The sequence below is a fragment of the Mesorhizobium sp. Root102 genome, assembly GCF_001425625.1.
Lineage (GTDB): Bacteria > Pseudomonadota > Alphaproteobacteria > Rhizobiales > Rhizobiaceae > Mesorhizobium.
Genome location: NZ_LMCP01000030.1, coordinates 1 through 23021, shown reverse-complemented (window position 1 = coordinate 23021; position 23021 = coordinate 1). Strand labels below are relative to the sequence as shown.

Below are 23021 nucleotides of genomic sequence, written 5' to 3'. Positions count from 1 at the left end.
ACTCCTTCCAAGGCACCTTGCTCTCCTTGCAAAGGGCCGAAAGTGTAACCCATCTATCCGGAATGAACTGTCACCCATCTCTCGGGAAGGGCACTATAATATCAATGGCTTACTCCCTCGTTTGGATAGTCGGGCCGCCCAAACTGCCAGGTTTACCGTTACCGTGACATCGCCTCGCATACTGAAGGGACCGTCTCCTTTGGCAGCGCCGACCATGGTTCGAGGGTGTCACCAATTGCAAAAGAAGTGATCGCTGACCCGACGGCCGCCTCCCATCAATTGACGCTGTAGAGCCAAGCTCCGTCGAACGGTGCCTCGACTCTCGACAGCCAAGCTGTCAAGATCGGCTGAAGCACAACGGTCGTGTTATGCAAGATAGTGATGAGAATGCTGCTGCTCGTAAGAGCACGCGCGCTTGGTATCACCGGTTGGCCGCGCTAGGGGTGGGTGCAGCGGCGACGATTGCGGTGTTTACTACATACCTCTCTAAAATTGAGGAGAATATTCTCGGCCTTCTCTCGCATTCCGGTTTATGGGATTCAGAGATCGGGCATGAACTAAGCATACGTGATGCACGAATTAGTAAAATTGATGCGGACAGTTCGCAATTTTGGGTAGAGGTTGTGGTTGATAACAAATCCGGTACAATAATTAAAAAATGTAATCTATCAATTATGCTAGAAAACACGATGTTACTGCGTAGTGCACCGGTCGAATTTGACAAAAGAAGGTATCAAGAGGTCGTTATCTTTCCATTCGAGTGGACAAAGCCGATTCACTCCGGAAAAGCGAAGACTCGACTTGAATGCGAGCAATCGGTAACGCCATCGGAAGACCTTTCGACTGCTGAGTTAGAAGATAAAGTGCCAGCGTCGATGAAACTGCCTGAACCTTCGCCTGCCTTGACCCTACAAGAACCACCTCCTCCAGTCACGGACTCACGGACTGCGATAACTGCGCCTCCAGTTCCCGAACCGTTGCCTTTACCAGCCCGCCCCGGCAAATCTGTCTTTGGGGTGCTCGAAGAACAGAAATTCGATCTCTGCGGCTTCCATGACTTCACCGCTCGGCTGGTCACCAAGGAAGCTAGGGTGACTATCCTGAGCGGGGATCGGGCGATCCCAGACCGTAACTTTCGCGGCTACGAACGCAGTATCCCGTTGCAAACCCCTACAAAGCTATGGGACCATTGCGTGGTTTCTGTCGAGCGTAAGTCACTTGCGGGTACAATACAGATTGTATTTTCATCGACCGTGGACGGGTGATCTGCAATGCAGCCGACTCGATTGGTTACTTTTCTCGCGATTGTTTTTGGGATCCAGGCATTCCCATTGGTTGCTCACGCTTGCGAGGAATATAGCGCGCTACCCGACCCGGAAACGAAAGAATACCGAGACAAATTACTAGATACGGCAGCCGATCCCCTGGACCGACTTTTCGCGTTTCAGAAGCTGGTATGCGCGAGCAATCCAGTCATCAGAACTTACGCGGTGCGCGAAGGATTGAAAGCCGTTTCGGATCCGCTCGTCCGCGAGCAGATCATGTTCGACGCCATGTTTGAAAAAACGCGCATCGACATCGAACTGAGCCCGGGATCGGACGCTTCCAAGCAGGACAAGGAGTTTTCCAAAAGAGTTTCCAGTCTGATCTCTTATATCATCGCCTTCAAGTCACCCAAGGAAGGTTGCCTCAGCCTGTACTCGCCCAATGAGTGCGACAAAAACTATTCCATTTATTTGAAAGGGGACAAGCTGGAGTTGACGTACACCGGCACGGTGGGGGAGTTTCGCTTGTCAGATGCGAACAACCTTGTCGGCTTCATACTTCCTCGGGGCCCGTATGGCCGTATCCCCGCCGTTATCGAGCTTTTTTGACTGGCTCTGCAATTAACCCGACGGGTTTTCGAAGTTCAACGGCGCAAGCGGTTGGGGTTCAACACCCAGTCTCTCATGTTCCCTGTCAAGGTTGACGGCAAGAAGGCTCGCCTGCTTGGCAGGTTTGCGAAGCAGTCGGATCGGCTGAAGCTGCACAGGGCTGGGGGTGGAGCTCAGAGACGACGGTTGATCAGACTCTCATCCGCGGGTTGGGTACCGGCCTTCCGTGTCTTCGTCTCGGGGCTGTCCTCGGTCTAGAGGGCGGGCGTCGGGCGCATCGGCTCGGCCACATAACTAGCGACGGGAGTTCCCCACCGTGGCCCCACCCCCAACACTGTGCAGCGGGGTGGGTCGAGACCGGCTATGACGGCGCGACCTCCCGGCCGATGGCCCACAAGAAGGCGGCCATCTCGCGTGCGATCGCAGCCACGACCACCGGCGGCTTCTTGCCGGTGGCGCTGAGGCGACGATAGCGGGCGCAGAGCCGGAGCTGCCCCTTCCAGGCAATATCGCGCGTTGCGCGGTGTGCGAGGACATCGCGAACAGTTTGGCGCTCGACCCGCATTTCACCGTCGGCCGCCACCGCTGTGGGCATTGCGGCCGAAATCACTTTGCTCACATTAGGCCACTGGCGGATTTGATTTGCTTGGTGATCCCCCATCCTTAGGGCAAACTGCCTGCCGGGGCGTCAGGAGGAGAAATGAGAGCACGCGCAGCAACGCTCGGGGATCTGGAGGATGTCTTTCGCGGCCTGTCCAAGCGGATGTCGGATGAATACGTGGCGGCCGGCAAGGACAGCAAGATCGCCTACGACAATCTGATGATGAATTTGAAGGAAGGCCGCGCTCACGCGCTTGTCGGGGGCGACAAGGCCGTGGCGATCATCGCCTGGCATGAGAACAGCGATGCCGCCGACACGCTGTTTGCGGCGCAGGAGGATTTCTTCCGCGCCGCCACCGTTCGCTTCTGCAAGCGGCATATCCGGCATATCCAGGCGCTTGCCGGCAACCTCCCCATCCACTCGCGCAGCTGGCTCCAGGGGCCGGATGTCGCAAGATGGTTTGGCGTCATCGGCTATGTCGAACGCGGCCAGGAGAACGGCGCCACCCTGTACGAGCTGCCACCGGCTCGCATCGGCTAAGGAACCCTGGCTGGTGAAGATCTTCACCCCTTGCCTCAAACGCCGCTTCCACCTCGCCATCGCCCACACAAGTTCGTCGATGCGAGTCACCGTCTTCCGCTCCAAGCACCTTTGCTCGGTGGCCTTTTGAACTGCCTCCGCAAGCGGCTTGCGCCAGGCGCCGATTGGCGGGATGTTATAGGAGGGCAACCGGGGGGCAAACCGGCACGCCGAGATCGATATGGCTGCTGGAAATGTCACGAGCTTGCTTCGCCTTTCTTGCGTTTATTGCCTTGGTGAGCCCGGGAGGGGCAGGCGAGAGGACGTCTCATCTGCTTGACCGCTCAAGCCTGGCGACCGCCTATTTTCGCCAAGCGGATCTTGTGACCGCATACACGACCGCAATGGCGCGCTTCCGTCTGCAGCTTTCAGGGCGTGCCGGCGAAACCAACCTTGCGGTCCCTCTCGAACCCCTGCTTTTGCGGGCGGAATTCCGTGCGCGGACATGGCGCTCGGCGGACGGCAGCCTGTTGCAAGGCTTCGCCGGCAAGGGCGGCTTCCGGCTGACTATCGGGAACTGCCTGGCGCGCATCTGCGCTGCCAGCGAATGCAGCGATGCTGGTTGGCCGGTTTACGCCTGCAGCGACGGAGGCAAGCGCAAGATGTCCGTCACGGACTTTGTGACGGCAAACTTCGGCGGCGTCTCCTACCGCCGATTGAGCGCCTCCCCTTCACAGGAATGACAGCGCGAGGCGCCGACCGCCTTGCTGCAGCGTTCAGCAAAGGGCGGTATCCTTCTCCCGCACCGCAAACGCCGCCTGCACCGCGCGATTGACCGTGACCGGCAGGATCGACATATGGTTCTCGCCGGCATGCAATTCGAAGTTTGCGCGCAACGGGCGCAACGGCTACGGCGAGGGTCCGCCTCTGGACACCCAGGACCCGGACTATTCGATCCCGGTCACGGCGCCGAGCCTCATCATTACGGATCGCATGGAGACGATCGGCCAGGTCGGTCTCTATGCACAAAACCAGTCCAAGATCACCGACCACTGGGTTCTGTCCGTCGGTGGCCGGCAGGCCTGGATCGACCACACCAATTTCGACCGACTCGGCGATGCGGGCAGCTACGATCAGAAGGACCATGCCTTCACCGGCAATGTCGGCATCGGCTATCTCTTCGACAATGGCCTGACGCCCTATGCCAGCTATGCCGAATCCTTCACCACCAATATCGGCCCGACCCAGTCCGGAGACGCGCTGCCGCCTTCGCTGGGGAAGCAGTACGAAGTCGGCGTGAAATACGAGCCGACCTTCTTCCCCGGCTTCATCACCGCTTCGCTGTTCGACCTGCGCAAGACCAATGTGCCGACGGCAGCAGCCAATCCCGTTACCAGGTCCAGACCGGAGAAGTCCGCCATCGCGGCCTGGAGATCGAGGCCAACGCCGACCGGGCTTCCAGCCTCAGAATGACGGCGGCCTACACCTATCTCGACGCGGAGATAACCAGCGATGCCGCCGACATCATCGGCAACCGCCCGGCCAGGGTGCCGGAACACCAGGCATCGCTGTGGGCCAATTACGAAGTTGGCAGCGGCGTGCTCGAAGGCCTGAGCGTCGGCGCCGGCGCGCGCTACATCGGCGCCAGCTTCGGCGACAGTGCGAACACAGTGAACGTGCCTGGCCACATGCTGGTCGACGCGGCCCTGCGCTACAAGAAGAATGGCTGGCAGGCGGCGCTCAACGTCTCCAACCTGTTCGACAAGACCTACTATTCGACCTGCTATGAGGCCGGCAGCAACAAGGACCTCAGTTGCATCTATGGCGAAGGCCCTGTCATCAAGGGCAGCCTCAGCATGAAGTTCTGATGCATGCCGGCCAGCCCTACCCCGATTGCCGGTCATCTCGGCATGCATCGAACGGCGCCTGAAGCACGTCGCATGAACCCGTGACGATGCGACGCGTCCAGGGCCGCGATCGGACGCGACCCTGTTCCCATCCGTGCTGGCGGCGAAGCGATTCGGCCCCGTCACGGTCCTTTGCGACGTCATCTCCGCCGAAAATCGCTGCCCCCGAAGCGCAATCCACGTCCCGCATCATTTTTCCTCCACGAATGCATTCCATGATAGAGGGGGCCACGGTCGCCTTCGGGCAGCCGTATCCTGGATTGCCTGAGACCAAAGACGGCCAGGGCACGAATCAAAAGCCGGTGGTAAGCCGACGCCTGAATACGTCAAGGACCGGCCGAACGCATCAAGGCAGCGCGATCGGGTTGCACTCGGCAAGGCTTGATGGTTTGTTGCCGCTATACGGAGAATGAATGATGCGAGAGCCTGCCGGTCATGACGAATATGGGTCGACGAATCCCTACGATCCGGACGACCTGCCGACCTTGAACGCGATCGGTCCGAGCATGGGAAGCGGCAACGATTTCGAGAAATACGCCGTTGCCGTGATCATCGTGTTCGGCGCGCTGATCATTGGCGGGCTGATGGCCGCATCGATGGTCTTCGGGCACCGCAACGGCTTCCTCTTCGCGCTTGGCGGTGCCACGTCTGCCTGGATATCCGGAAACGCACTGCTGCTCGACCGGCCGCGCATCTATGCGTTGTTCGTTGGCATCGCCGCCTTGATGCTGGTTGCGTCCACCCTCACGCTGGTCTTGTGAACCAGAAGACAGAAGGTCCAGCACCGGCTTTCTAAGCCGGTGCTCTTTCAAGAGATCGCGCGATCCTTCCGGATCTCGCCTAATATCCGAGCGCCTCGCCGGAGGCCGCTCGGCTGTCGATAGCGCCATTGTAGCGGGCGCCACCGCCTTTCTCGATCTCCGCCAGGCTCTTGCCGCCGACCAGGATACCCGCCGCCTGGCCCCAGGTCTGGTCAGCGAGATCGAGGTGATAACCCATGCCGGCCAGCAGCTTTTCGGTGTCCGGCGACAGCCCGAACGGCTCGACATAGAGCTTGTCGGGCAGCCATTGATGGTGGATGCGCGGCGCGTCGATCGCCTCCTGGATGTTCATGTCATGGTCGATGACGTTGACTATCGCTTCCAGCGTGATGGTGATGATGCGCGAGCCGCCGGGGCTGCCGATGACCATGAACGGTTTGCCGTCCTTGGCCACCACGGTCGGACTCATCGATGACAGCGGCGTCTTCTTCGGCTGGATGGCATTGGCCTCGCCCTGGACCAGGCCATAGAGGTTGGGCACGCCGGGCTTCTGGGTGAAATCGTCCATCTCGTTGTTGAGCAGGATGCCGGTGCCGTCGGCGACGACGCCGGCGCCGAAGGAGCCGTTAAGCGTATAGGTGACCGCGACCGCATTGCCGTCATTGTCGATGATCGAATAGTGGGTCGTCTCCTTGCTCTCGCCAAAGCCCTTCGGCATCAGATCCTGCGACACGCCGGCCCGGAACGGGTCGATCTTGTCGCGGATATCCTTGGCATAGGCCTTATCAAGCAGTTTCGAGACCGGGTTGTCGACGAAATCTGGATCGCCGAGCGCGGAATTGCGGTCGACATAGGCGTAGCGCATCGCCTCGACCATGACATGGACGGTTTCGGCGGAACCCGCGCCGAGATAGGATAAGGGATAACCTTCCAGCACGTTGAGGATTTCGCAGATGATGACGCCACCGGAACTCGGCGGCGGCGAGGAAGTGATCTCGTAGCCGCGATAGAGGCAGGTCACGGGCTTCAGTTCGCGGACCGCATACTGCTCGAAATCCGGCTTGACCAGGATGCCGCCCTTGGCGCCGCTTGCCTTGACGATGGCATCGGCGATGGCGCCCTTGTAGAAGGCATCCGGGCCCTTCTCGGAAATGGCGGCGAGCGACGCGGCGAGGTCGGACTGGACCAGCCGTTCGCCGATGCCATAGGGCTTGCCATCGGGTTTCAAGAAGATGGCGGCAGCCGCGGGATCCTTCGCCAGCCGGTCGGCGCTGCTGGCAAAAGAGGCGGCGTCGCCCTGATTGAGGATGAATCCGTCCTTGGCATAGCCGATCGCCGGCGCCATCAGATCCTGTCGGGACAATTTGCCGTATTTTTCGCGCGCCATCTCGAAACCAGCCACCGAGCCTGGCACCCCGACCGCGAGATAGCCGTCGAGGCTGGCGCCCTTCACCGGGTTGCCGTCCTTGTCGAGATACATGGTCTTGGTCGCCGCCAGCGGCGCCCGCTCGCGGAAATCGAGGAAGGTCGACTTGCCGTCCTTGAAGCGGATGGTCATGAAGCCGCCGCCGCCGATATTGCCGGCATTGGGGTAGACGACGGCGAGCGCATAGCCGACGGCAACCGCCGCATCGACAGCATTGCCACCCTTCTTCAAGACCTCGATGCCGACTTCGGACGCCAGATGCTGGGCCGTCACCACCATGCCGTGCTCGCCCTTGGCTGGCGCCGGCGATGCGGCGAAGACGCTCGTCAACGGCGCTAGAATGAAGGTGATGGAAAGACTGGCGGCGATCAGTGTCCGACGATTGAGAGGCATGACGGTTCTCCTAGCGGGGAGGCCTAGAAGAACCCGTCAGGGCCACCGAGTCCACCATCAATGGTGGACCAGACGGATCAATTCAGATGTCAGACAATGCCGCCCGAGCCGCCGGCGACCGCCGGGCGTTCCGCCGCGACCTTGGCGCGGTACCCGGCCGCCCGGTAGGCGGCAACCGGATCGATCGCGCCGCCCGTATTCAACCGCGCCATCGCCAGGATCGGTTCGACATCGGTGCGGTAGGCGGCTTTCAGCGTCTGCGTCGCCATCAGCGCGTCGTTGTTGTCCTGGTAGCCTTCCAGCGCCTTGCGGTCGACCAGCATCGCCTGCGCATAGGCGCGCTGCACCTCGACCGCCGACAGCATCAGGCTTTCGATCGGGTCGGTGACGTTGTGGCTCTGGTCGAGCATGTGCGCCGGGTCGAAGCCTTCGGTGCCGGACAGTTCGGCATCGACCAGTTCGTTGAAGACGAGGAACAGCCGGTAGGGATCGATCGAACCGGCATCGAGATCGTCGTCGCCATATTTCGAATCGTTGAAGTGGAAGCCGCCGAGTTTCTTGAACTGGATCAGCCGCGAGACGATCATCTCAATGTTGACGTTGGGGGCATGATGGCCGAGGTCGACCAGGCAGAACGCCTTGTCGCCCAACTCCCTGGCGATCATGTAGTTGGTACCCCAGTCCTGGACGACGGTGGAATAGAAGGCCGGCTCGTACATCTTGTGCTCGCTGAACAGCTTCCAGTCGGCGGGCAGTCCGGCGTAGATTTCCTTCATGGCGTCGAGATAGCGCTCGAACGCCTTGGCGAAATTGACCTGGCCTGGAAAATTCGAGCCGTCGCCGATCCACACCGTCAGCGCCTTGGAGCCCAGCGTCTTGCCGATCTCGATGCATTCGAGATTGTGCTCGACCGCTTGCCGGCGGGTGCCGGCATCGGCATGCGACAGCGAGCCGAATTTGTAGGAGAGCTTCTGGTCCTTGGCGTCGGAAAAGGTGTTGGAGTTCATGGCGTCGAAGCCGAGGCCAAAGCGCGAGGCTGCCTGCTTCAGCCGGTTCGGGTCGGCCTTGTCCCACGGAATGTGCAGGGAGACTGTCGGCGTCGCCTGCGTCAACTGCTTGATGACGGCGCAGTCCTCGATCTTGTCGAAGATGTCGCGCGGCTCGCCGGCACCGGGAAAGCGGGCAAAGCGGGTTCCGCCGGTGCCAACGCCCCAGGACGGGATCGCCACCGCGAATTTCTCGACCTTGTCACGGATGGCGTCGATGGCGATGCCGCGACGGTCGAGGCGCTCGCCGAGCGAGGCGTAGTCGCGCTCGAGGTTGGCCTTGCGCGCGGCGTTGTCCTTGTCGACGAGGTCGGCGGAGATGATGGATTCGGACAAACTGCTATTCCTCCCAAAATGCGTTCAGTCAGCGCTGCCCCTCATCCGCCTGCCGGCATCTTCTCCCCGTATAGTGACGCGGAGAAGGGAAGCGCTTCGACGTTGGCTCAGCGCGTAAAGCTCTGGGCGTTGCCCGCGTCGACATTGATGATGTTGCCGGTCGACTTGGCCGACATGTCGGAGGCGAAGAAATAGATCGCCTCCGCGATGTCTTCGGGGAAGACCGAGCGCTTCAGCATCGAACGCGAGCGGTAATGCTCCTCCAGGTCGTCGGTCGACATCTTGTAGGCGGCGGCGCGCTGTTCCTTCCACTCGCCGGTCCAGATCTTCGAGCCGCGAAGCACCGCGTCCGGGTTGACGACATTGACTCTGATCTGGGCTTCCGCACCCTCCAGCGCCAGGCAGCGAGCGAGATGGATCTCGGCGGCCTTGGCGGTGCAATAGGCGGCGGCGTTGGGCGAGGCGGCAAGGCCATTCTTGGACGCGACGAAGACGACGTTGCCGCCGATCTTCTGCACCCTGAACAGCCGGAACGCTTCCCGCGAGACCAGGAAATAGCCGGTCGACAGGATGTCCATGTTCTTGTTCCACAGCGCCAGCGTCGTCTCCTCGATCGGCGCCGAGGAAGCCAGCCCTGCGTTGGACACCAGAATGTCGATGCCGCCGAACTCGACCGCCGTCTCGGCAAAGCCGGAGACAACCTGGTCCTCCGAGGTCACGTTGATCCGCACCGGCCGGACGAAATCCTTGCCATAGGCCTTGGCCAGTTCGTCGTTGGCGCTGGCCAGCGCTGTTTCGTCGATGTCGGCCAGCACGACGCAGGCGCCTTCGCGCAGCAGCCGGTTGGCGGTCGCGCGGCCGATGCCACCGGCACCGCCGGTGACCAACGCGATCTGGCCGGCAAGCGACTTCGGCTTCGGCATGCGCTGTAACTTCAGGTCCTCGAGCAGCCAGTACTCGATATCGAATGCTTCCTGTGCGGGCAGGCCGACATAGGACGAGACGGTGGAGGCGCCGCGCATGACGTTGATGGCGTTGACATAGAATTCGCCCGAAATGCGGGCAGTCGCCTTGTCGCCGGCGAAGGTGAACATACCGACGCCGGGCATCAGGTAGACGACGGCATTGGGGTCGCGGATGGCGGGCGAGTCCGCATGCTTGCAGCTGTCGTAATAGGCCTGGTAGCCGACGCGATAGGCAGCCACGTCGTCGGCGAGGCGGGCGATGACGGCATCGACATCGGGTTTGGCCGGATCGAACTCGATGACCAGCGGGCGGATCTTGGTGCGCAGGAAATGGTCGGGGCACGACGTGCCGAGTGCCGCCAGCGCCCGCAAATCCCTGGAGTTGACGAATTCGAGCACGGCGGCGGAATCATCGAAATGGCCGAGCTTGTGGCTCTTCTCCGAGATCAGGCCGCGGATTTTCGGCATCAGTTTTGCCGCGATGGCACGGCGTTCGACGGCATCGAGCGACTTGACCACTTCACCGCCGAAGATCGCGAGACCCTCGGAGCGGCGCTCGAACCATTCGATCGCCTGGTTGATCACCGAGATCGTCGTCTCGTAGCATTCCCTGGGGGTGTCGCCCCAGGTGAACAGGCCGTGGCTTTCCAGGATGACACCCTTGGCGGCGGGATTTTCGAGGCAGAATTTCTCCAGCCACAGGCCGAGTTCGAAGCCCGGACGCTTCCATGGCAGCCAGCCGATGGCGTCGCCGAATATCTCCTTGGTCAGCGCCCTGGAATCCTTGGCGGCGGCAATGGCGATGATGGCATCGGGATGCATATGGTCGACAAAAGGCTTCGGCACGTAGGCATGCAGCGGCGTGTCGATCGAGGCCGCGCGCGCATTGAGGTTGAAGGTGCAGTGCGGCAGGAAGCCGACCATTTCGTCTTCGTGCTCAACGCCGCGATAGAGGCCTTTGAGCGCGCGCAGCTTGTCCATGTAGAGCGTGGCAAAACCGTCTGTTTTAATCGAGGCACTGTCGCCGCCCGAGCCCTTGACCCAAAGCACTTCGACATTCTCGCCGGTGAGCGGGTCTTTCTGCCAGATCTTCGAGGAGGTGTTGCCACCGCCATAGTTGGTGACGCGCTTGTCGGAGCCGAGCGTGTTCGAGCGATAGACCAGAAGTTCCGGCTCGCTCATCGCTTGAGCCTTGGCCTCATCCCACTGATTGGCGAGGCGCGCGCCGGTGCGCTTATCGAGCATAGGGTATCCTCCCGAAAGGCACGCAAAAGGTGCGACCCATTTGGCCCGAATTTCCACGGAAGCAGCCGGCTTGTCAATCACAAACGATCAACATCGATCATATTGCACTGCACAATGAAATTATATGATCGGAAATGATTGACACTGCGCGTTTTGGGTGCCTAGATGCTCAGGCAGGGAGGAACCATGCACGAAAAAGAGCGCCACAGGATCATTCTGTCCGCCGTCCAGGAAAAGCCTGTGGTGACGGTGCAGGAGATGGTCGACCTGACGGAGTCCTCCGAGGCGACAATCCGGCGCGACATCGCGGCTCTCCATGTCCAGAAGCGCCTGCGCCGTGTGCGCGGTGGCGCCGAGGCAATCTCGCCGCCGCAGTTCATCGGGCTGGCCGGCCGGACCTTTTCCGTCAACGAAACGATCAACGCCTCGCAAAAGCGGGCGATTGCCCGCGAAGCGGTCGAGCTGTGCAAGGACGGCGAGCCGATCATCATCAATGGCGGCACCACAACCTTCCAGATGGTGCATTTCCTGACCGGCCGCCGCATGCCGATCTTCACCAATTCGTTCCCGATCGCCGAGCACCTGCTCAAGCATTCCAAGAACACGGTGATGCTGTCGGGCGGCACGATCTACCGCGAGCAGAACATCATCCTGTCGCCCTTCGACAATGACGTGACGCGCAATTTCTATGCGCGACGCATGTTCATGGGCGCGCAAGGATTGGGGCCGCTCGGCCTGATGGAAGGCGATCCGCTTTTGATCCAGGCGGAGCAGAAACTGATCGACCAGGCCGACGAACTGGTGGTGCTGGTCGATTCTTCGAAATTCCGCAAACGCTCCAGCCTGATCCTGTGCGGCCTGTCGCGCATCGCCACCGTCATCACCGATGACGGCATCGAGGATCGCGAAGCCAAGATGTTGGAGACCGCGGGCGTGACGCTGATCGTCGCCCGCAAGTCGGCAAAGGAAGAATCTTCACTGCAGGCCTGAGACACCCTCACGCCAGCAGCGGCGATGGAATGCAACGCTCAAGGGAGGATATTCGATGAGCTTCTTGAAGAAATTGATGGTGACGGCGGCGTTCTCTGCCGCCATGTTCGTGAACGCAGCCTATGCCGAAAACGTCAAGATCGCGCTGGTGGTGAAGTCGCTCGGCAACGGCTTCTTCGATGCCGCCAACAAGGGCGCCGAAGAGGCGGCCAAGGAACTCGGCGATGTCGACATCATCTACACCGGCCCGACCAAGGCGACCGCGGAAGCGCAGATCGAAGTGGTCAATTCGCTGATCGCCCAGAAGGTCAACGCCATCGCCATTTCGGCCAATGACGCCGACGCGCTGGTGCCGGTGCTGAAGAAGGCCATGGAGCGCGGCATCACCGTCATCTCCTGGGATTCTGGCGTCGCCAAGGAAGGCCGTCAGCTTCACCTCAACCCGTCCGACACCGGCCTGATCGGCGAGACCATCATCAAGCTCGCCGCCGACTACCTGCCGGAAGGCGGCGACGTCGCCATCCTGTCGGCCTCCTCGACCGCCACCAACCAGAACGCGTGGATCGATGCGGCCAAGAAGATCCTGCCGGAGAAGTTCCCCAAGATCAAACTCGTCGCCACCGTCTACGGCGATGACGATTCGGCCAAGAGCACCGACGAAGCCAAGGGCCTGTTGAAATCCTATCCGAACCTCAAGGCGATCATCGCGCCGACCACCGTCGGCGTCGTTGCCGCCGCCCAGGTCGTCACCGATGAAAACCTGATCGGCAAGGTCAATGTCACCGGTCTCGCGCTGCCGTCCGAGTTCAAGAAGTTCATCGACAACGGTGCCAGCCAGGCGGTCGCGCTGTGGAACCCGATCGATCTCGGCTACTCGGCCGTCTACCTCGCCCATGATCTGGCGGTGAAGAAGGAAGAGGCCAAGCCCGGCGCCACGCTGTCGATCGGCCGCGTCGGCAAGGTCACGCTCGACGACACCAACTCGGCTGCGATGGCCCCGCCGTTCCAGTTCGACAAGTCGAACATCGAGAAGTTCTCCAAGATCTATTGACCTGGAGCGCTCTCAAGCTGTCGCGGCGGGGCTCACGTCCCGCCGCGACTTTAAACGGACCTTGTTTCAGGGCTTGATACGACTATGGATACGACAGCCCAACCCGGCACGGTAAAGGAGCGGCCTCTGGCCTCGGTTCCACGCCTGACGCTGTCCGGCATCTCCAAGAGCTTTCCCGGCGTGCGCGCGCTGCACAATGTCAGCCTGTCGCTCTATCCGGGCGAGGTGACCGCGCTGATCGGCGAAAACGGCGCCGGCAAGTCGACGCTGGTCAAGATCATGACCGGCATCTACCAGCCCGATGGGGGCACAATCAGCATCGACGGCCAAGCCGTCACTCTGCCCAGCGCGCATGCCGCCTTCGGGTATGGCGTCACCGCCATTCACCAGGAAACCGTGCTGTTCGACGATTTGACGGTTGCCGAAAACATCTTTCTCGGCCACGCGCCGCGCACGCGCTTGCGCACCATCGACTGGCGCACCATGCGCAAAAACGCTCGCGAAGTGCTCGATACCATGCATGCCGGCCATATCGACGCCGACGCGCGGCTGAAGGACCTCGGCATCGCCAACAAGCATCTGGTCGCCGTTGCGCGTGCCATGTCGATCGACGCGCAGATCGTCATCATGGACGAGCCGACCGCCGCGCTTTCGATGAAGGAGATCGAGGAGCTTTTCCTGCTCATCGAGTTCCTCAAGAGCGAAGGCAAGGCGATCCTGTTCATCAGCCACAAGTTCGACGAGATCTACCGCATCGCCGATCGCTACACGGTGTTCCGCGATGGCGAGATGGTCGGTGAAGGCCTGATCAAGGATGCCGGCCAGAGCCAGATCGTGCGCCTGATGGTCGGTCGCGCCGTCGACCACATCTTCCCGCAGCGCAAGGCAGAGATCGGCACGACGGTGCTCTCCGTTTCAGGCCTGTCGCACCCGACCGAGTTCAACGACATCGGCTTCGAATTGCACAAGGGCGAAATCCTCGGCTTCTACGGCCTTGTCGGCGCCGGGCGCAGCGAGGTGATGCAGGCGATATCGGGCATCACCCGCACCTCAGGCGGCACGATTATGCTGGAAGGCAAGGTGATCGCGCCGAAATCCGCGGCAGATTCGATCGATGCCGGCATCGTCTATGTGCCGGAGGAGCGCGGCAAGCAAGGCGTGGTGATCGGCCTGCCGATCTTCCAGAATGTCTCGCTGCCTTCGCTCAAGCGCACCTCCAGATCCGGCTTGCTGCGGTTGGCCGAGGAGTTTTCGCTCGCTCGCTCCTACACCGAGCGGCTCGACCTGCGCGCTTCCTCACTCAGCCAGGATGTCGGCACGCTGTCGGGCGGCAACCAGCAGAAGATCGTCATCGCCAAATGGCTGGCGACCGCGCCCAAGGTGATCATCCTGGACGAGCCGACCAAGGGCATCGACATCGGCTCCAAGGCCGCCGTGCACGGCTTCATGGCCGAGTTGGTGGCGCAAGGCCTGTCGGTGATCATGGTGTCCTCCGAACTGCCCGAAATCCTCGGCATGTCCGACCGCGTCGTGGTCATGCGCGAGGGTCTCGTCGCGGCGGTCTACGACAACAAGGGACTGGACGCCGAGACGCTGGTCAGGACGGCAGCAGGGATCGCGGCATGAAGGCTTTCCTCAAATACCGTGAGATCTGGCTGTTCGCGGCCATCGTCTTGCTGATCGGATTGATCTCGACGCGCTTCCCGGCCTTTGCCGATCCCGGCAATCTGCGCCAGGTGTTCAACGACACCTCGATCCTGATGATCCTGGCGCTGGGCCAGATGGTTGTCATCCTGACCCGGTCGATCGATCTGTCGATGGCGTCCAACCTCTGCTTCACCGGCATGGTGGTGGCGATGCTGAACGCCGCGCATCCGGCGATCCCGATCCCGCTGCTAATCGTCATCGCACTGTTGATCGGGCTGGTGCTCGGCGCCATCAACGGCCTTTTGGTGTGGCGGCTAAACATCCCTTCGATCGTCGTCACATTGGGCACTCTGACCATCTATCGCGGCGCCACCTTCGTCCTGTCCGGCGGCGCCTGGGTCAATGCCGACAAGATGAGCCCGGACTTCATCGGCTTTCAGCGCGCCGCCTTCCTCGGCATTCCGGTGCTGTCGTGGATCGCCATCCTGGTCATCGCGCTCTTCTTCGTCTTGATGACGCGCACCGCACTCGGCCGCTCGATCTATGCCATCGGCGTCAACCCGACGGCTTCGGTCTATGCCGGCATCGATGTCGGCCGGACGAAATTCATCGTCTTCTGCATCTCCGGCATGATCGGCGGCCTCTCGGGCTATCTCTGGATCTCGCGTTATGTAATCGCCTCGGTTGAGGTCGCCAACGGCTATGAGCTCAACATCATCGCCGCCTGTGTCATCGGTGGCATCTCGATCGCCGGCGGCATCGGTTCGGTCGGCGGCGCGGTGTTGGGGGCGCTGTTCCTCGGCATCATCTCCAACGCACTGCCGGTCATCAACATCTCGCCCTTTTGGCAGATGGCGATTTCGGGCAGCGCCATCATTCTGGCCGTCGTGCTCAATGCGCGCGGCGAACGCCAGCAAGGCCGCATCATCCTCAGAAAGGTGGAGGCGGTGACATGACCGACAGCCCTGCTCCGCGCCACATTCCCGACCGGCTCGACAAGCCGTTCCGTTCGGCGATCTTTTCCTGGGAAGCGCTGCTCGTCGTCGTGGCGATCGCCATCTTCGCCATCAACAGCTTCGCCTCGCCCTATTTCCTCGACCCATACTCGTTGTCCGATCTCACCTTCAATTTCACCGAGAAGGGCCTGATCGCTTTCGCCATGGCGCTGCTGATCATCTCCGGCGAGATCGACCTGTCGGTGGCCGCCATCATCGCGCTGGCGTCGACCATGACGGGCATGGCGGTGCAGGCCGGCGCCGATACACCAGTGCTGGTGCTGATCGGCATCGTCGTCGGGCTCGGCTGCGGCGCCTTCAACGGGTTGCTGGTGACGAGACTTGGCTTGCCCTCGATCGTTGTCACCATCGGCACGATGAGCCTGTTTCGCGGCATCGCCTTCATCATCCTCGGCGATCAGGCCTACAAGGGCTATCCCGAAAACTTCGCCTTCTTCGGCCAGGGTTATGTCTGGTGGGTGGTGTCCTTCGAACTGGTGCTCTTCCTGATCGCGGCCGTCGCCTACTGGTTCCTTCTGCACCGCACGATTTTCGGCCGACGCGTCTTTGCCATCGGCAACAATCCGATAGCTGCGCAGTTTTCCGGTGTGCGCGTCGGCCGAACCAAGTTCATCCTGTTCTGCCTGACCGGCCTGATGTCGGGCATCGCCTCGGTGCTGATCACCTCGCGCCTTGGTTCGACCCGACCGTCGATCGCGCAGGGGTACGAGCTGGAAGTCATCACCATGGTGGTGCTCGGCGGCGTCAGCATCCTCGGCGGTGCAGGCAGCATTCTGGGCGTCGTGCTCGCCGCCTTCATCATGGGGCTGGTGACCTTCGGCCTTGGCCTGCTCAACGTGCCCGGCATCGTCATGTCGATCTTCATCGGCCTGCTGCTGATCATCGTCATCGCCTTGCCTATCGTCTGGCGGCGGCTGCGCGGAGGGCGCTGATGGCCGAGAAATACGCGTTCAAGATGAAGCTCAAGCCCGGTATGAAGGCCGAGTACAAGAAGCGTCACGACGAGATCTGGCCATCCCTGGTATCACTGCTGAAGCAGGCCGGCGTCTCCGATTACTCCATCCACCTCGACGAGGACACCAATATCCTGTTCGGCGTGCTGTGGCGGCGAGACGACCACGGCATGGACGAACTGCCCAGGCATCCGGTGATGCAGCGCTGGTGGGCACATATGGCCGACATGATGGAAACCAGGCCGGACAACGAGCCGGTGGCCGTGCCGCTGGAAACCGTGTTCCATATGGCATGAGTGCGATGCGCCACATCGCCGTCATCGACATCGGCAAGACCAACGCCAAGGTGGCGCTGGTCGACCTCGCGACGTTGAGCGAGGTGGCGTTGCGCCGCATGGCGAATGCGCCGGTGCGACAGGCGCCCTACCCGCACCACGATGTCGAGGCCTTGTGGATATTCATCCTCGATAGCCTTGCCAGCCTCAACGCCGAACAGTGCATCGACGCCATTTCGATCACGACCCATGGAGCAACGGGCGTACTGGTCGACGCTGCGGGCGAACTGGTGCTGCCAGTGCTCGACTATGAATTCGACGGCCCCGACCGGCTGGCGGTGGATTATGACTCGATCCGTCCGCCCTTCGCCGAGACCGGCACGCCGCGCCTGCCGCTCGGCCTCAATCTCGGTGCGCAATTCTTCTGGCAGCAGAAAAGCTTCCCGGCGGAATTTGCCAAGGTTGCCGCGATGCTGATGTACCCGCAATACTGGGCCTTGCGCCTGACCGGCATCGCCGCCAACGAGGTGACTTCGCTCGGCTGCCACACCGATCTGTGGAACCCGTGGGCGGCGAATTTTTCATCATTGGTCGACAGCCTGGAATGGCGCGGCCTGATGGCGCCGGTGCGGCCGGCCAGCGATCGCCTCGGCCCGATCCTGCCTATCGTTGCGATGCGAACCGGACTCGATCCGCAAACGCCGGTGTTCTGCGGCCTGCATGATTCCAACGCCTCGCTGCTGCCGCATCTGCTGTCCGACAGACCGCCTTTCTCCGTCGTCTCGACGGGCACCTGGGTGGTGTCGATGGCGGTTGGCGGCAAACAGATTGCGCTGGATGCCGCGCGCGACACGCTGGTCAATGTCAACGCACTCGGTAATCCCGTTACCTCGGCGCGCTTCATGGGCGGCCGTGAGTTTTCCGTGCTGACGAAGGACCAGCCTGAGCGGTGGGCCGAAGCCGATGTCGGCGCCGTGCTGGCGCGAAAGGTGCTGCTGCTGCCGTCGACCCAGCAAGGATCGGGGCCGTTCCCGCATCAGGTAGCGGCATGGCTCAATGCCGACGGTATGAACGATGGCCAGCGCTTTGCCGCCATCTCGTTCTATCTGGCGTTGATGACGGCAACCTGCCTCGACCTGATCGGCGCCGACGGCCCGACCACTGTCGAAGGCCCCTTTGCCCGCAACCGGCTCTTTGTCGGCATGCTGGCAGCCAGCACGGCACGCGCCGTTGTTGCGTCCGAAGCCGCCACCGGCACCAGCATCGGCGCCGCATTGCTGGCGACCGATCAACGGATGGCGCAGGGCAAAGGCGAAAGAATGGAGCCGCCGGCCGACCCGGTCTGGGTTGACTACGTCAGGGCCTGGCGCGCGGCGATCGAACCGCAGGGACAGGATCTGTCTGTTTGAGCATGATCTTTGGACAAACGATTTCCGTTTGTCCGAGAAAACCGGAACCCATTTTTCGGGATCATGCTCAGCTACAAGATCCGCTTGCCGAAAACCGACATGACGAAGTTGATCACGTCGGTGCTGATCCGGGGCTCCAGATCCGCGGCAAGGCCCGAAACATCCATCGACAGCAGACCGCCGGAGAGCGCGATCGCCTCCATCGCCTGATGCGTCTCGCGCACGGTCAGCCCACCGGAGCCTGCTGCCCAGCCGGCGAATTCGGTTGCAGTCGGCGAGTAACTGACATGGAAGCCTTGCGTGCCGGAGGTAGCGATGCGGATCGCTTCATGCATCAGGTCGCGCATGCCCATGGCGTCGATATCGGTCATGGTGAAGGCTGACACGCGTGAATCCTTCAGCACCCGCGCTTCGGCCGGGTCGGCATGGCGCAAGCCGACAATGGCGACATTCTCTGGCGACAGCTGCGGCTGCAGCGCACCCGCCTTGTGGTCGAGGCCGAGGGTACGCGCCAGAACCGAGCCTTCCGGCAGGTCGATGCCGTCCTCTTCCTCGGGCATCAGGGCGGCTATGGAATCGATCCAGATCAGGCCGAAGGAATGCGTCGCGCGCGCCGTTGCGGTCAGCGCCTTGTGGGCGATGCGACGGTCGGCTCCGGCAGTCAGCCGGATCAGCCCCGATGGCGGCCGCTCGACATCGGCGAGTTCCACGACGTCGAAATTCATCGCTTCCAGCCGCGCGCCGGTACCTTCTCGGGCCAGGATGCCGGCAGCCCCCCGCTCGGCCGTGATCTGCACCATCTTGCGGCCGGAAAAGTCCTCGACGTCATGCATCGGGGCCTTCTCGACATATTCCGAGGTCATCGCCAGCAACATGGCGCCATAGCTCATGCGGAAGGCGACGCGGTCGCCGACGGCCGGCGGCGGATCGGCATCGGCGACATCGAGCAGCAGATGGTCGCTGGAAGCGCCGAGCACCCGTATCCCCTTGGCGATCGGCGTCAGCCCCTCGACCAGCACGTCCTCGCGGCCGATATTGGCGATAGCGCGCAGCCTGTCGCCCTCGTCGGGGAAGACCGGCTGGTTGCCGAAGGCGTCGTAGCCCGATTGGCCGATCGGCCGTGAAGGCTTGAGCTTGACCTCGATGATGTCGCTGGTCAGCCGGCAGGCATCGGGTTCGAGCTCCGCCCACGGCGTGTCGCGGAAGGTCTCGACGCCGCCCTGCAGGATCGCCTCGCCGACCCGCAGATTGTTGATGCCGGCCGGCAGTCTGCCTTCGAGCAGCAGCGGCAGCGACGACGAGGCGCCGCCGGAAATCCAGTCGAGGCTTTTGCCGGACAGGCGCTCGGTCTTGTAGGCATGGGCGACGAGCTGCCCGAGATTTTCCGGCGTCGGCATGATGGCGCCGAAGCAGCCGAGATTGGTACCGATACCGGCAATGCGCACGCCCTTGAACTGCAGGATCTGTTCGACTGTGGGAATAAGGTCGCTCGGCCAGATGCCTTCGCGGAGATCGCCGAGATCGATCATCAGCATGATGTCGTGGACGCGGCCCATGCGCTCGGCGATGCGCGAAATCTCGCGGATGGTGGCGAGTTCCGACTGCAGGCTGATGTCGACGGTGCGCACCACCTCCTCGACACGCGCCATCGGCGGGCTGCGCAACAGCATGATCGGCGCGTTGATGCCGCTGTCGCGCAGCCGGCGGATGTTCTCGAAGCGCGATTCGGCGATACCGGCGACACCGCCGCGCAGCATGGCGCGCGCCACCTGCGGCATGCCGCAAGTGCCCTTGGTGACGCCGAACACTTTTATGCCCGACAGCGCGCAGCGCTCGACGATCGTGCGCGCATTGCGCTCGATGCGGCCAAGGTCGATGGCGACTTGCGGTCCCGACATCACTAGCCCCCGTAAACCAGCCCTTGCGGGTCGATCTCCGGCTTCCGGCCGGCGACGAGGTCGGCAAGGAATTTGCCGGAGCCGCAGGCCATGGTCCAGCCGACATGGCCGTGGCCGGTGTCGAGATAGAGATTCTCGTAGCGCGCCTCGCCGATGACCGGCACCGAGTTCGGCATCATCGGCCGCAGGCCCGCCCACAGCTCGGCCTTTTTCTCGTCGAAGGCACCGGGGAACAGATCCTTGCCGGTCCTGAACATGGCGGCGAAGTCGCTTGGCCTGTGGCTGCGGTCGAAGCCGGTGAATTCGGCGGTCGAGGCGAGCCGCAGCCGGTTGCCAAGCCTGGAATAGGCGATCAGCTGGTCCTCGTCGGCGCCGCCCATGGTCGGGCCCTTGCTCTCGTCCTCCAGCGGAATCGTCGCGGTATAACCCTTCACCGGATAGACAGGCAGGTCGATGCCGTAGCGACGGCCGAGCAGGCCGCTCTCCGGCCCCATCGAGATGACCACGGCATCACCGGCGACCGGCCCGGCCGAAGTCATCACCGCGCGCACCCGGCCGCCCTCGATGTCGAGGCCTTCGACCGTTGTGCCGTAGAGAAATTTCACGCCGAGCCTTTCGGCTGAATAGGCGGCGAGCTTTTCCACGAACTGCCGGGAATCGCCGGTCTGGTCGATCGGCGAATAGACGCCGCCGGCGATCTTTTCCTTCACCCCGGCAAGACCCGGTTCAAGTTCGATCAGCCGCTCGCGGCCGACGATCTCTATCGGCAGGCCGTGCTCGGCCAGGTAGCGGTAATTGTCGGTGCCGGTGTCGAGGCTGTGCTGCGTGCGGAAGAAATAGAGGATGCCCTTCTTGCGCTCATCATAGCCGATGCCTGTCTCTGCCGAGATGGCGTTGATGCAGTCGCGCGAATAGAGCGCCAGGCGGAGCTTGACCCGGCTGTTGGCGCGCAGGCGCTCTTTCGTGCATTGGCGCAGGAAGCGCAGGCTCCAGGCGAGGAAGTAGGGGTCGAAGCGCAGCCGCACCTTGATGCCGAGATCATGGTTGTAGAGCGCGCGCAGGAATGTCTTCAGCGCCGCCGGTGAGGCCCAGGCGGTGGCATCGCCCGGCGACACCAGACCGGCGTTCGACTGGCTGGTGCCGCGTGCCGGCGCCGCATGGCGCTCGATCACTGTGACATCGTGGCCGTCACTCGCCAGATAATAGGCGGCTGCCGTACCGACGACACCGGCCCCGAGCACCGTTATTTTCATGCCATCCCCCCAAAAGCTCCTCGCGGCGCGGCGCCTCCACGCCGTGCCGCGAATGCCTTCAATAGCGCTTCGCCACGTGCCTTGCGAGCCCTTCGGAGAACCCGGCTCAGCCCCGCGCGGAGTTCTTGCCGGTCAGGATGCGCTCCCAGGCGAGCGCGTCGGCAACGATCTGGTCGAGATCGTCGCGTAGCGGGGTCCAGCCGAGTTCGGCGCGGGCGAGATCCGAATTGGCAACCACCGCAGCGGCGTCGCCAGGGCGACGATCGCCCATCTTCACCTCGAAATCATGGCCAAAGGCGCGCCGCACGCTGTCGATGACCTCGAGCACCGAGTAGCCATGGCTGTAGCCGCAATTGGCGACGAGGCTTGTGCCCCCGGCGCGCAGCCGCTGCAGGGCCAGGCGATGCGCCGCCGCCAGGTCGCTGACATGGATATAGTCGCGCATGCAGGTGCCGTCCGGCGTCGGATAGTCGGTGCCGAACACCTGCATGAAGGGGCGCTTGCCGAGGGCGGTCTCGCAGGCGACCTTGATCAGATGGGTGGCGCCCGGCGTCGACTGGCCGGTGCGGCCCCTCGGGTCGGCGCCGGCGACGTTGAAATAGCGCAGCGCGGTATAGCGCAGGCCGTGCGCGATCGCCGCATCGCGCAGCATCCATTCGCTCATCAGCTTGGACAGGCCGTAGGGCGATTCCGGCGCCAGACGGGCATCCTCGCGCACCGGCTCCAGTCCGGCGCCGCCATAGACGGCCGCGGTCGAGGAAAAGATGAAATTGGGCACGCCCTCGCGCACCGCGGTTTCGATCAGCGTGCGCGTATTGCAGGTGTTGTTCTCGTAATAGCCGAGCGGATCGGCAACCGATTCCGGGACCACGATCGAACCCGCGAAATGGATGATCGCGTCGACCTTGTTGTCCCTGATGATAGAGCCGACCAATTCCCTGTCGGCGACATCGCCGACAACCAGCTTTGCCTCCGGCGCCACCGCCCATTCGAAGCCGGTCGAAAGACGGTCGAGAACGACCACGCTCTCGCCGGCATCCAGCAGCTCCCAGACCATATGGCTACCGATATAACCGGCGCCGCCTGTCACCAAAACTGTCATCCGCGACCTCGCATCTCAAGAATTATCGGAAACTGTCTCAACCCCCGCCTTACTGGAAAGCTTGCCGCCTGGCCATTAGAACTCGTTGTAACCGGCATTGCCGGCATGTGGCATCGTCCTGAAACAAAGTTGATCCACATCAAGGGAATAGGCCACGATCCGTGGCCGTTAGGAACAGGTCCAGGGCGTGGCATTTTGACCAAAAAGGCCCGGTGGACGACCAATAGGGCAATGATTATGATCCCGCGCAAAATTGGGAAGTCGACATGAATTATCAGCGGTTCTTCGAGGAAGCGATCGACCAGCTCCATGCCGAGCGTCGCTATCGCGTTTTCGCCGACCTCGAGCGCATCG

The 23021-nt window shown here is 62.2% G+C and carries 19 protein-coding genes and 3 pseudogenes; 13 read left to right on the top strand and 9 right to left on the bottom strand.

Annotated features, from left to right (window positions below; all coding sequences use genetic code 11):
* Positions 1 to 368: 368 nt before the first annotated feature.
* A complete protein-coding gene (locus ASD12_RS34300; RefSeq protein WP_156389058.1) occupies positions 369 to 1265 on the top strand; it encodes a hypothetical protein in 897 nt (298 codons plus the stop codon).
* A gap of 6 nt (positions 1266 to 1271) precedes the next feature.
* Complete coding sequence (locus tag ASD12_RS21850) at positions 1272 to 1874, top strand: hypothetical protein (protein ID WP_056590901.1); 603 nt, start codon at positions 1272 to 1274, stop codon at positions 1872 to 1874.
* A gap of 361 nt (positions 1875 to 2235) precedes the next feature.
* Here the strand turns inward: ASD12_RS21850 and ASD12_RS21840 are convergent.
* Positions 2236 to 2385 (bottom strand): annotated as a pseudogene (locus ASD12_RS21840) (IS110 family transposase); the annotation flags it as partial.
* A gap of 189 nt (positions 2386 to 2574) precedes the next feature.
* Here ASD12_RS21840 and ASD12_RS21835 point away from each other — a divergent pair.
* Both ASD12_RS21835 and ASD12_RS21830 read left to right on the top strand, forming a co-directional pair.
* Positions 2575 to 3015 (top strand): hypothetical protein, encoded by a 441-nt coding sequence (locus ASD12_RS21835; RefSeq protein WP_056590889.1) that lies wholly within the window; start codon positions 2575 to 2577, stop codon positions 3013 to 3015.
* A 383-nt stretch (positions 3016 to 3398) separates the two neighbouring features.
* A complete protein-coding gene (locus ASD12_RS21830) occupies positions 3399 to 3737 on the top strand; it encodes a hypothetical protein (protein WP_082525606.1) in 339 nt (112 codons plus the stop codon).
* A 33-nt stretch (positions 3738 to 3770) separates the two neighbouring features.
* Here ASD12_RS21830 and ASD12_RS35470 read toward each other — a convergent pair.
* A pseudogene (locus ASD12_RS35470) lies at positions 3771 to 3890 on the bottom strand (alpha/beta hydrolase); the annotation flags it as partial.
* Here ASD12_RS35470 and ASD12_RS33395 point away from each other — a divergent pair.
* Positions 3844 to 4862, top strand: a pseudogene (locus tag ASD12_RS33395) (TonB-dependent receptor). The pseudogenes ASD12_RS35470 and ASD12_RS33395 overlap by 47 nt on opposite strands.
* 452 nt (positions 4863 to 5314) lie before the next feature.
* Entirely contained in the window at positions 5315 to 5662 is a 348-nt protein-coding gene (locus ASD12_RS21815; protein ID WP_056590874.1) for a hypothetical protein, read from the top strand.
* A 79-nt stretch (positions 5663 to 5741) separates the two neighbouring features.
* Here ASD12_RS21815 and ggt read toward each other — a convergent pair whose 3' ends face one another.
* From ggt to ASD12_RS21800, 3 genes are all read right to left on the bottom strand, one after another.
* Complete coding sequence (gene ggt, locus ASD12_RS21810) at positions 5742 to 7481, bottom strand: gamma-glutamyltransferase (protein ID WP_056590870.1); 1740 nt, start codon at positions 7479 to 7481, stop codon at positions 5742 to 5744.
* Between the two features lie 89 nt (positions 7482 to 7570).
* Entirely contained in the window at positions 7571 to 8863 is a 1293-nt protein-coding gene (rhaI, locus tag ASD12_RS21805) for an L-rhamnose catabolism isomerase (protein WP_056590867.1), read from the bottom strand.
* 107 nt (positions 8864 to 8970) lie between these two features.
* Positions 8971 to 11073 carry a bifunctional rhamnulose-1-phosphate aldolase/short-chain dehydrogenase gene (locus ASD12_RS21800; RefSeq protein ID WP_056590864.1) on the bottom strand — a complete coding sequence of 701 codons (2103 nt, stop codon included), beginning with the start codon at positions 11071 to 11073 and terminating at the stop codon, positions 8971 to 8973.
* Between the two features lie 186 nt (positions 11074 to 11259).
* Here ASD12_RS21800 and ASD12_RS21795 point away from each other — a divergent pair, with 186 nt between their 5' ends.
* From ASD12_RS21795 to ASD12_RS21765, 7 genes are all read left to right on the top strand, one after another.
* Entirely contained in the window at positions 11260 to 12063 is an 804-nt protein-coding gene (locus ASD12_RS21795) for a DeoR/GlpR family DNA-binding transcription regulator (protein ID WP_056590861.1), read from the top strand.
* 55 nt (positions 12064 to 12118) lie between these two features.
* Positions 12119 to 13114 (top strand): rhamnose ABC transporter substrate-binding protein, encoded by a 996-nt coding sequence (gene rhaS, locus ASD12_RS21790; protein WP_027055502.1) that lies wholly within the window; start codon positions 12119 to 12121, stop codon positions 13112 to 13114.
* A gap of 84 nt (positions 13115 to 13198) precedes the next feature.
* Positions 13199 to 14740 carry a sugar ABC transporter ATP-binding protein gene (locus ASD12_RS21785; protein WP_056590859.1) on the top strand — a complete coding sequence of 514 codons (1542 nt, stop codon included), beginning with the start codon at positions 13199 to 13201 and terminating at the stop codon, positions 14738 to 14740.
* Complete coding sequence (locus tag ASD12_RS21780) at positions 14737 to 15717, top strand: ABC transporter permease (RefSeq protein WP_056590855.1); 981 nt, start codon at positions 14737 to 14739, stop codon at positions 15715 to 15717. The genes ASD12_RS21785 and ASD12_RS21780 overlap by 4 nt, the downstream gene beginning before the upstream one ends.
* Positions 15714 to 16709 (top strand): ABC transporter permease, encoded by a 996-nt coding sequence (locus ASD12_RS21775; RefSeq protein ID WP_056590853.1) that lies wholly within the window; start codon positions 15714 to 15716, stop codon positions 16707 to 16709. The genes ASD12_RS21780 and ASD12_RS21775 overlap by 4 nt, the downstream gene beginning before the upstream one ends.
* On the top strand, positions 16709 to 17026 hold the full coding sequence (rhaM, locus tag ASD12_RS21770) for an L-rhamnose mutarotase (protein ID WP_056590850.1): 318 nt from the start codon (positions 16709 to 16711) through the stop codon (positions 17024 to 17026). The genes ASD12_RS21775 and rhaM overlap by 1 nt, the downstream gene beginning before the upstream one ends.
* A complete protein-coding gene (locus ASD12_RS21765; RefSeq protein ID WP_056590847.1) occupies positions 17023 to 18414 on the top strand; it encodes an FGGY-family carbohydrate kinase in 1392 nt (463 codons plus the stop codon). The genes rhaM and ASD12_RS21765 overlap by 4 nt, the downstream gene beginning before the upstream one ends.
* 71 nt (positions 18415 to 18485) lie before the next feature.
* Here the strand turns inward: ASD12_RS21765 and ASD12_RS21760 are convergent, their stop codons facing one another.
* The 4 genes from ASD12_RS21760 to ASD12_RS35075 form a co-directional block, all read right to left on the bottom strand.
* Positions 18486 to 20312 carry an alanine racemase gene (locus tag ASD12_RS21760; protein ID WP_056590842.1) on the bottom strand — a complete coding sequence of 609 codons (1827 nt, stop codon included), beginning with the start codon at positions 20310 to 20312 and terminating at the stop codon, positions 18486 to 18488.
* 2 nt (positions 20313 to 20314) lie between these two features.
* The gene (locus ASD12_RS21755; RefSeq protein WP_056590840.1) at positions 20315 to 21565 is read right to left on the bottom strand and encodes a D-amino acid dehydrogenase; all 1251 of its coding nucleotides are present in this window, start codon (positions 21563 to 21565) and stop codon (positions 20315 to 20317) included.
* 106 nt (positions 21566 to 21671) lie between these two features.
* The gene (gene galE, locus ASD12_RS21750) at positions 21672 to 22667 is read right to left on the bottom strand and encodes a UDP-glucose 4-epimerase GalE (protein ID WP_056590837.1); all 996 of its coding nucleotides are present in this window, start codon (positions 22665 to 22667) and stop codon (positions 21672 to 21674) included.
* Positions 22664 to 23021: hypothetical protein (locus ASD12_RS35075; RefSeq protein WP_210173863.1), on the bottom strand; the 358-nt coding region annotated here is incomplete at its 5' end. The genes ASD12_RS35075 and galE, both read right to left, overlap by 4 nt.

Excerpts from the sequence above, each read along its gene's own strand:
- ASD12_RS21830 (WP_082525606.1), top strand. The coding sequence starts at position 3,399 with ATGGCGCGCTTCCGTCTGCAGCTTTCAGGGCGTGCCGGCGAAACCAAC.
- ASD12_RS21835 (WP_056590889.1), top strand. The coding sequence starts at position 2,575 with ATGAGAGCACGCGCAGCAACGCTCGGGGATCTGGAGGATGTCTTTCGC.
- ASD12_RS21780 (WP_056590855.1), top strand. The coding sequence starts at position 14,737 with ATGAAGGCTTTCCTCAAATACCGTGAGATCTGGCTGTTCGCGGCCATC.
- ASD12_RS21785 (WP_056590859.1), top strand. The coding sequence starts at position 13,199 with ATGGATACGACAGCCCAACCCGGCACGGTAAAGGAGCGGCCTCTGGCC.
- ASD12_RS34300 (WP_156389058.1), top strand. The coding sequence starts at position 369 with ATGCAAGATAGTGATGAGAATGCTGCTGCTCGTAAGAGCACGCGCGCT.
- ASD12_RS21755 (WP_056590840.1), bottom strand. The coding sequence starts at position 21,565 with ATGAAAATAACGGTGCTCGGGGCCGGTGTCGTCGGTACGGCAGCCGCC.
- galE (WP_056590837.1), bottom strand. The coding sequence starts at position 22,667 with ATGACAGTTTTGGTGACAGGCGGCGCCGGTTATATCGGTAGCCATATG.
- rhaM (WP_056590850.1), top strand. The coding sequence starts at position 16,709 with ATGGCCGAGAAATACGCGTTCAAGATGAAGCTCAAGCCCGGTATGAAG.
- ggt (WP_056590870.1), bottom strand. The coding sequence starts at position 7,481 with ATGCCTCTCAATCGTCGGACACTGATCGCCGCCAGTCTTTCCATCACC.
- ASD12_RS21760 (WP_056590842.1), bottom strand. The coding sequence starts at position 20,312 with ATGTCGGGACCGCAAGTCGCCATCGACCTTGGCCGCATCGAGCGCAAT.
- ASD12_RS21815 (WP_056590874.1), top strand. The coding sequence starts at position 5,315 with ATGATGCGAGAGCCTGCCGGTCATGACGAATATGGGTCGACGAATCCC.
- ASD12_RS21850 (WP_056590901.1), top strand. The coding sequence starts at position 1,272 with ATGCAGCCGACTCGATTGGTTACTTTTCTCGCGATTGTTTTTGGGATC.
- ASD12_RS21800 (WP_056590864.1), bottom strand. The coding sequence starts at position 11,073 with ATGCTCGATAAGCGCACCGGCGCGCGCCTCGCCAATCAGTGGGATGAG.
- ASD12_RS21795 (WP_056590861.1), top strand. The coding sequence starts at position 11,260 with ATGCACGAAAAAGAGCGCCACAGGATCATTCTGTCCGCCGTCCAGGAA.
- ASD12_RS21765 (WP_056590847.1), top strand. The coding sequence starts at position 17,023 with ATGAGTGCGATGCGCCACATCGCCGTCATCGACATCGGCAAGACCAAC.
- ASD12_RS21775 (WP_056590853.1), top strand. The coding sequence starts at position 15,714 with ATGACCGACAGCCCTGCTCCGCGCCACATTCCCGACCGGCTCGACAAG.
- rhaS (WP_027055502.1), top strand. The coding sequence starts at position 12,119 with ATGAGCTTCTTGAAGAAATTGATGGTGACGGCGGCGTTCTCTGCCGCC.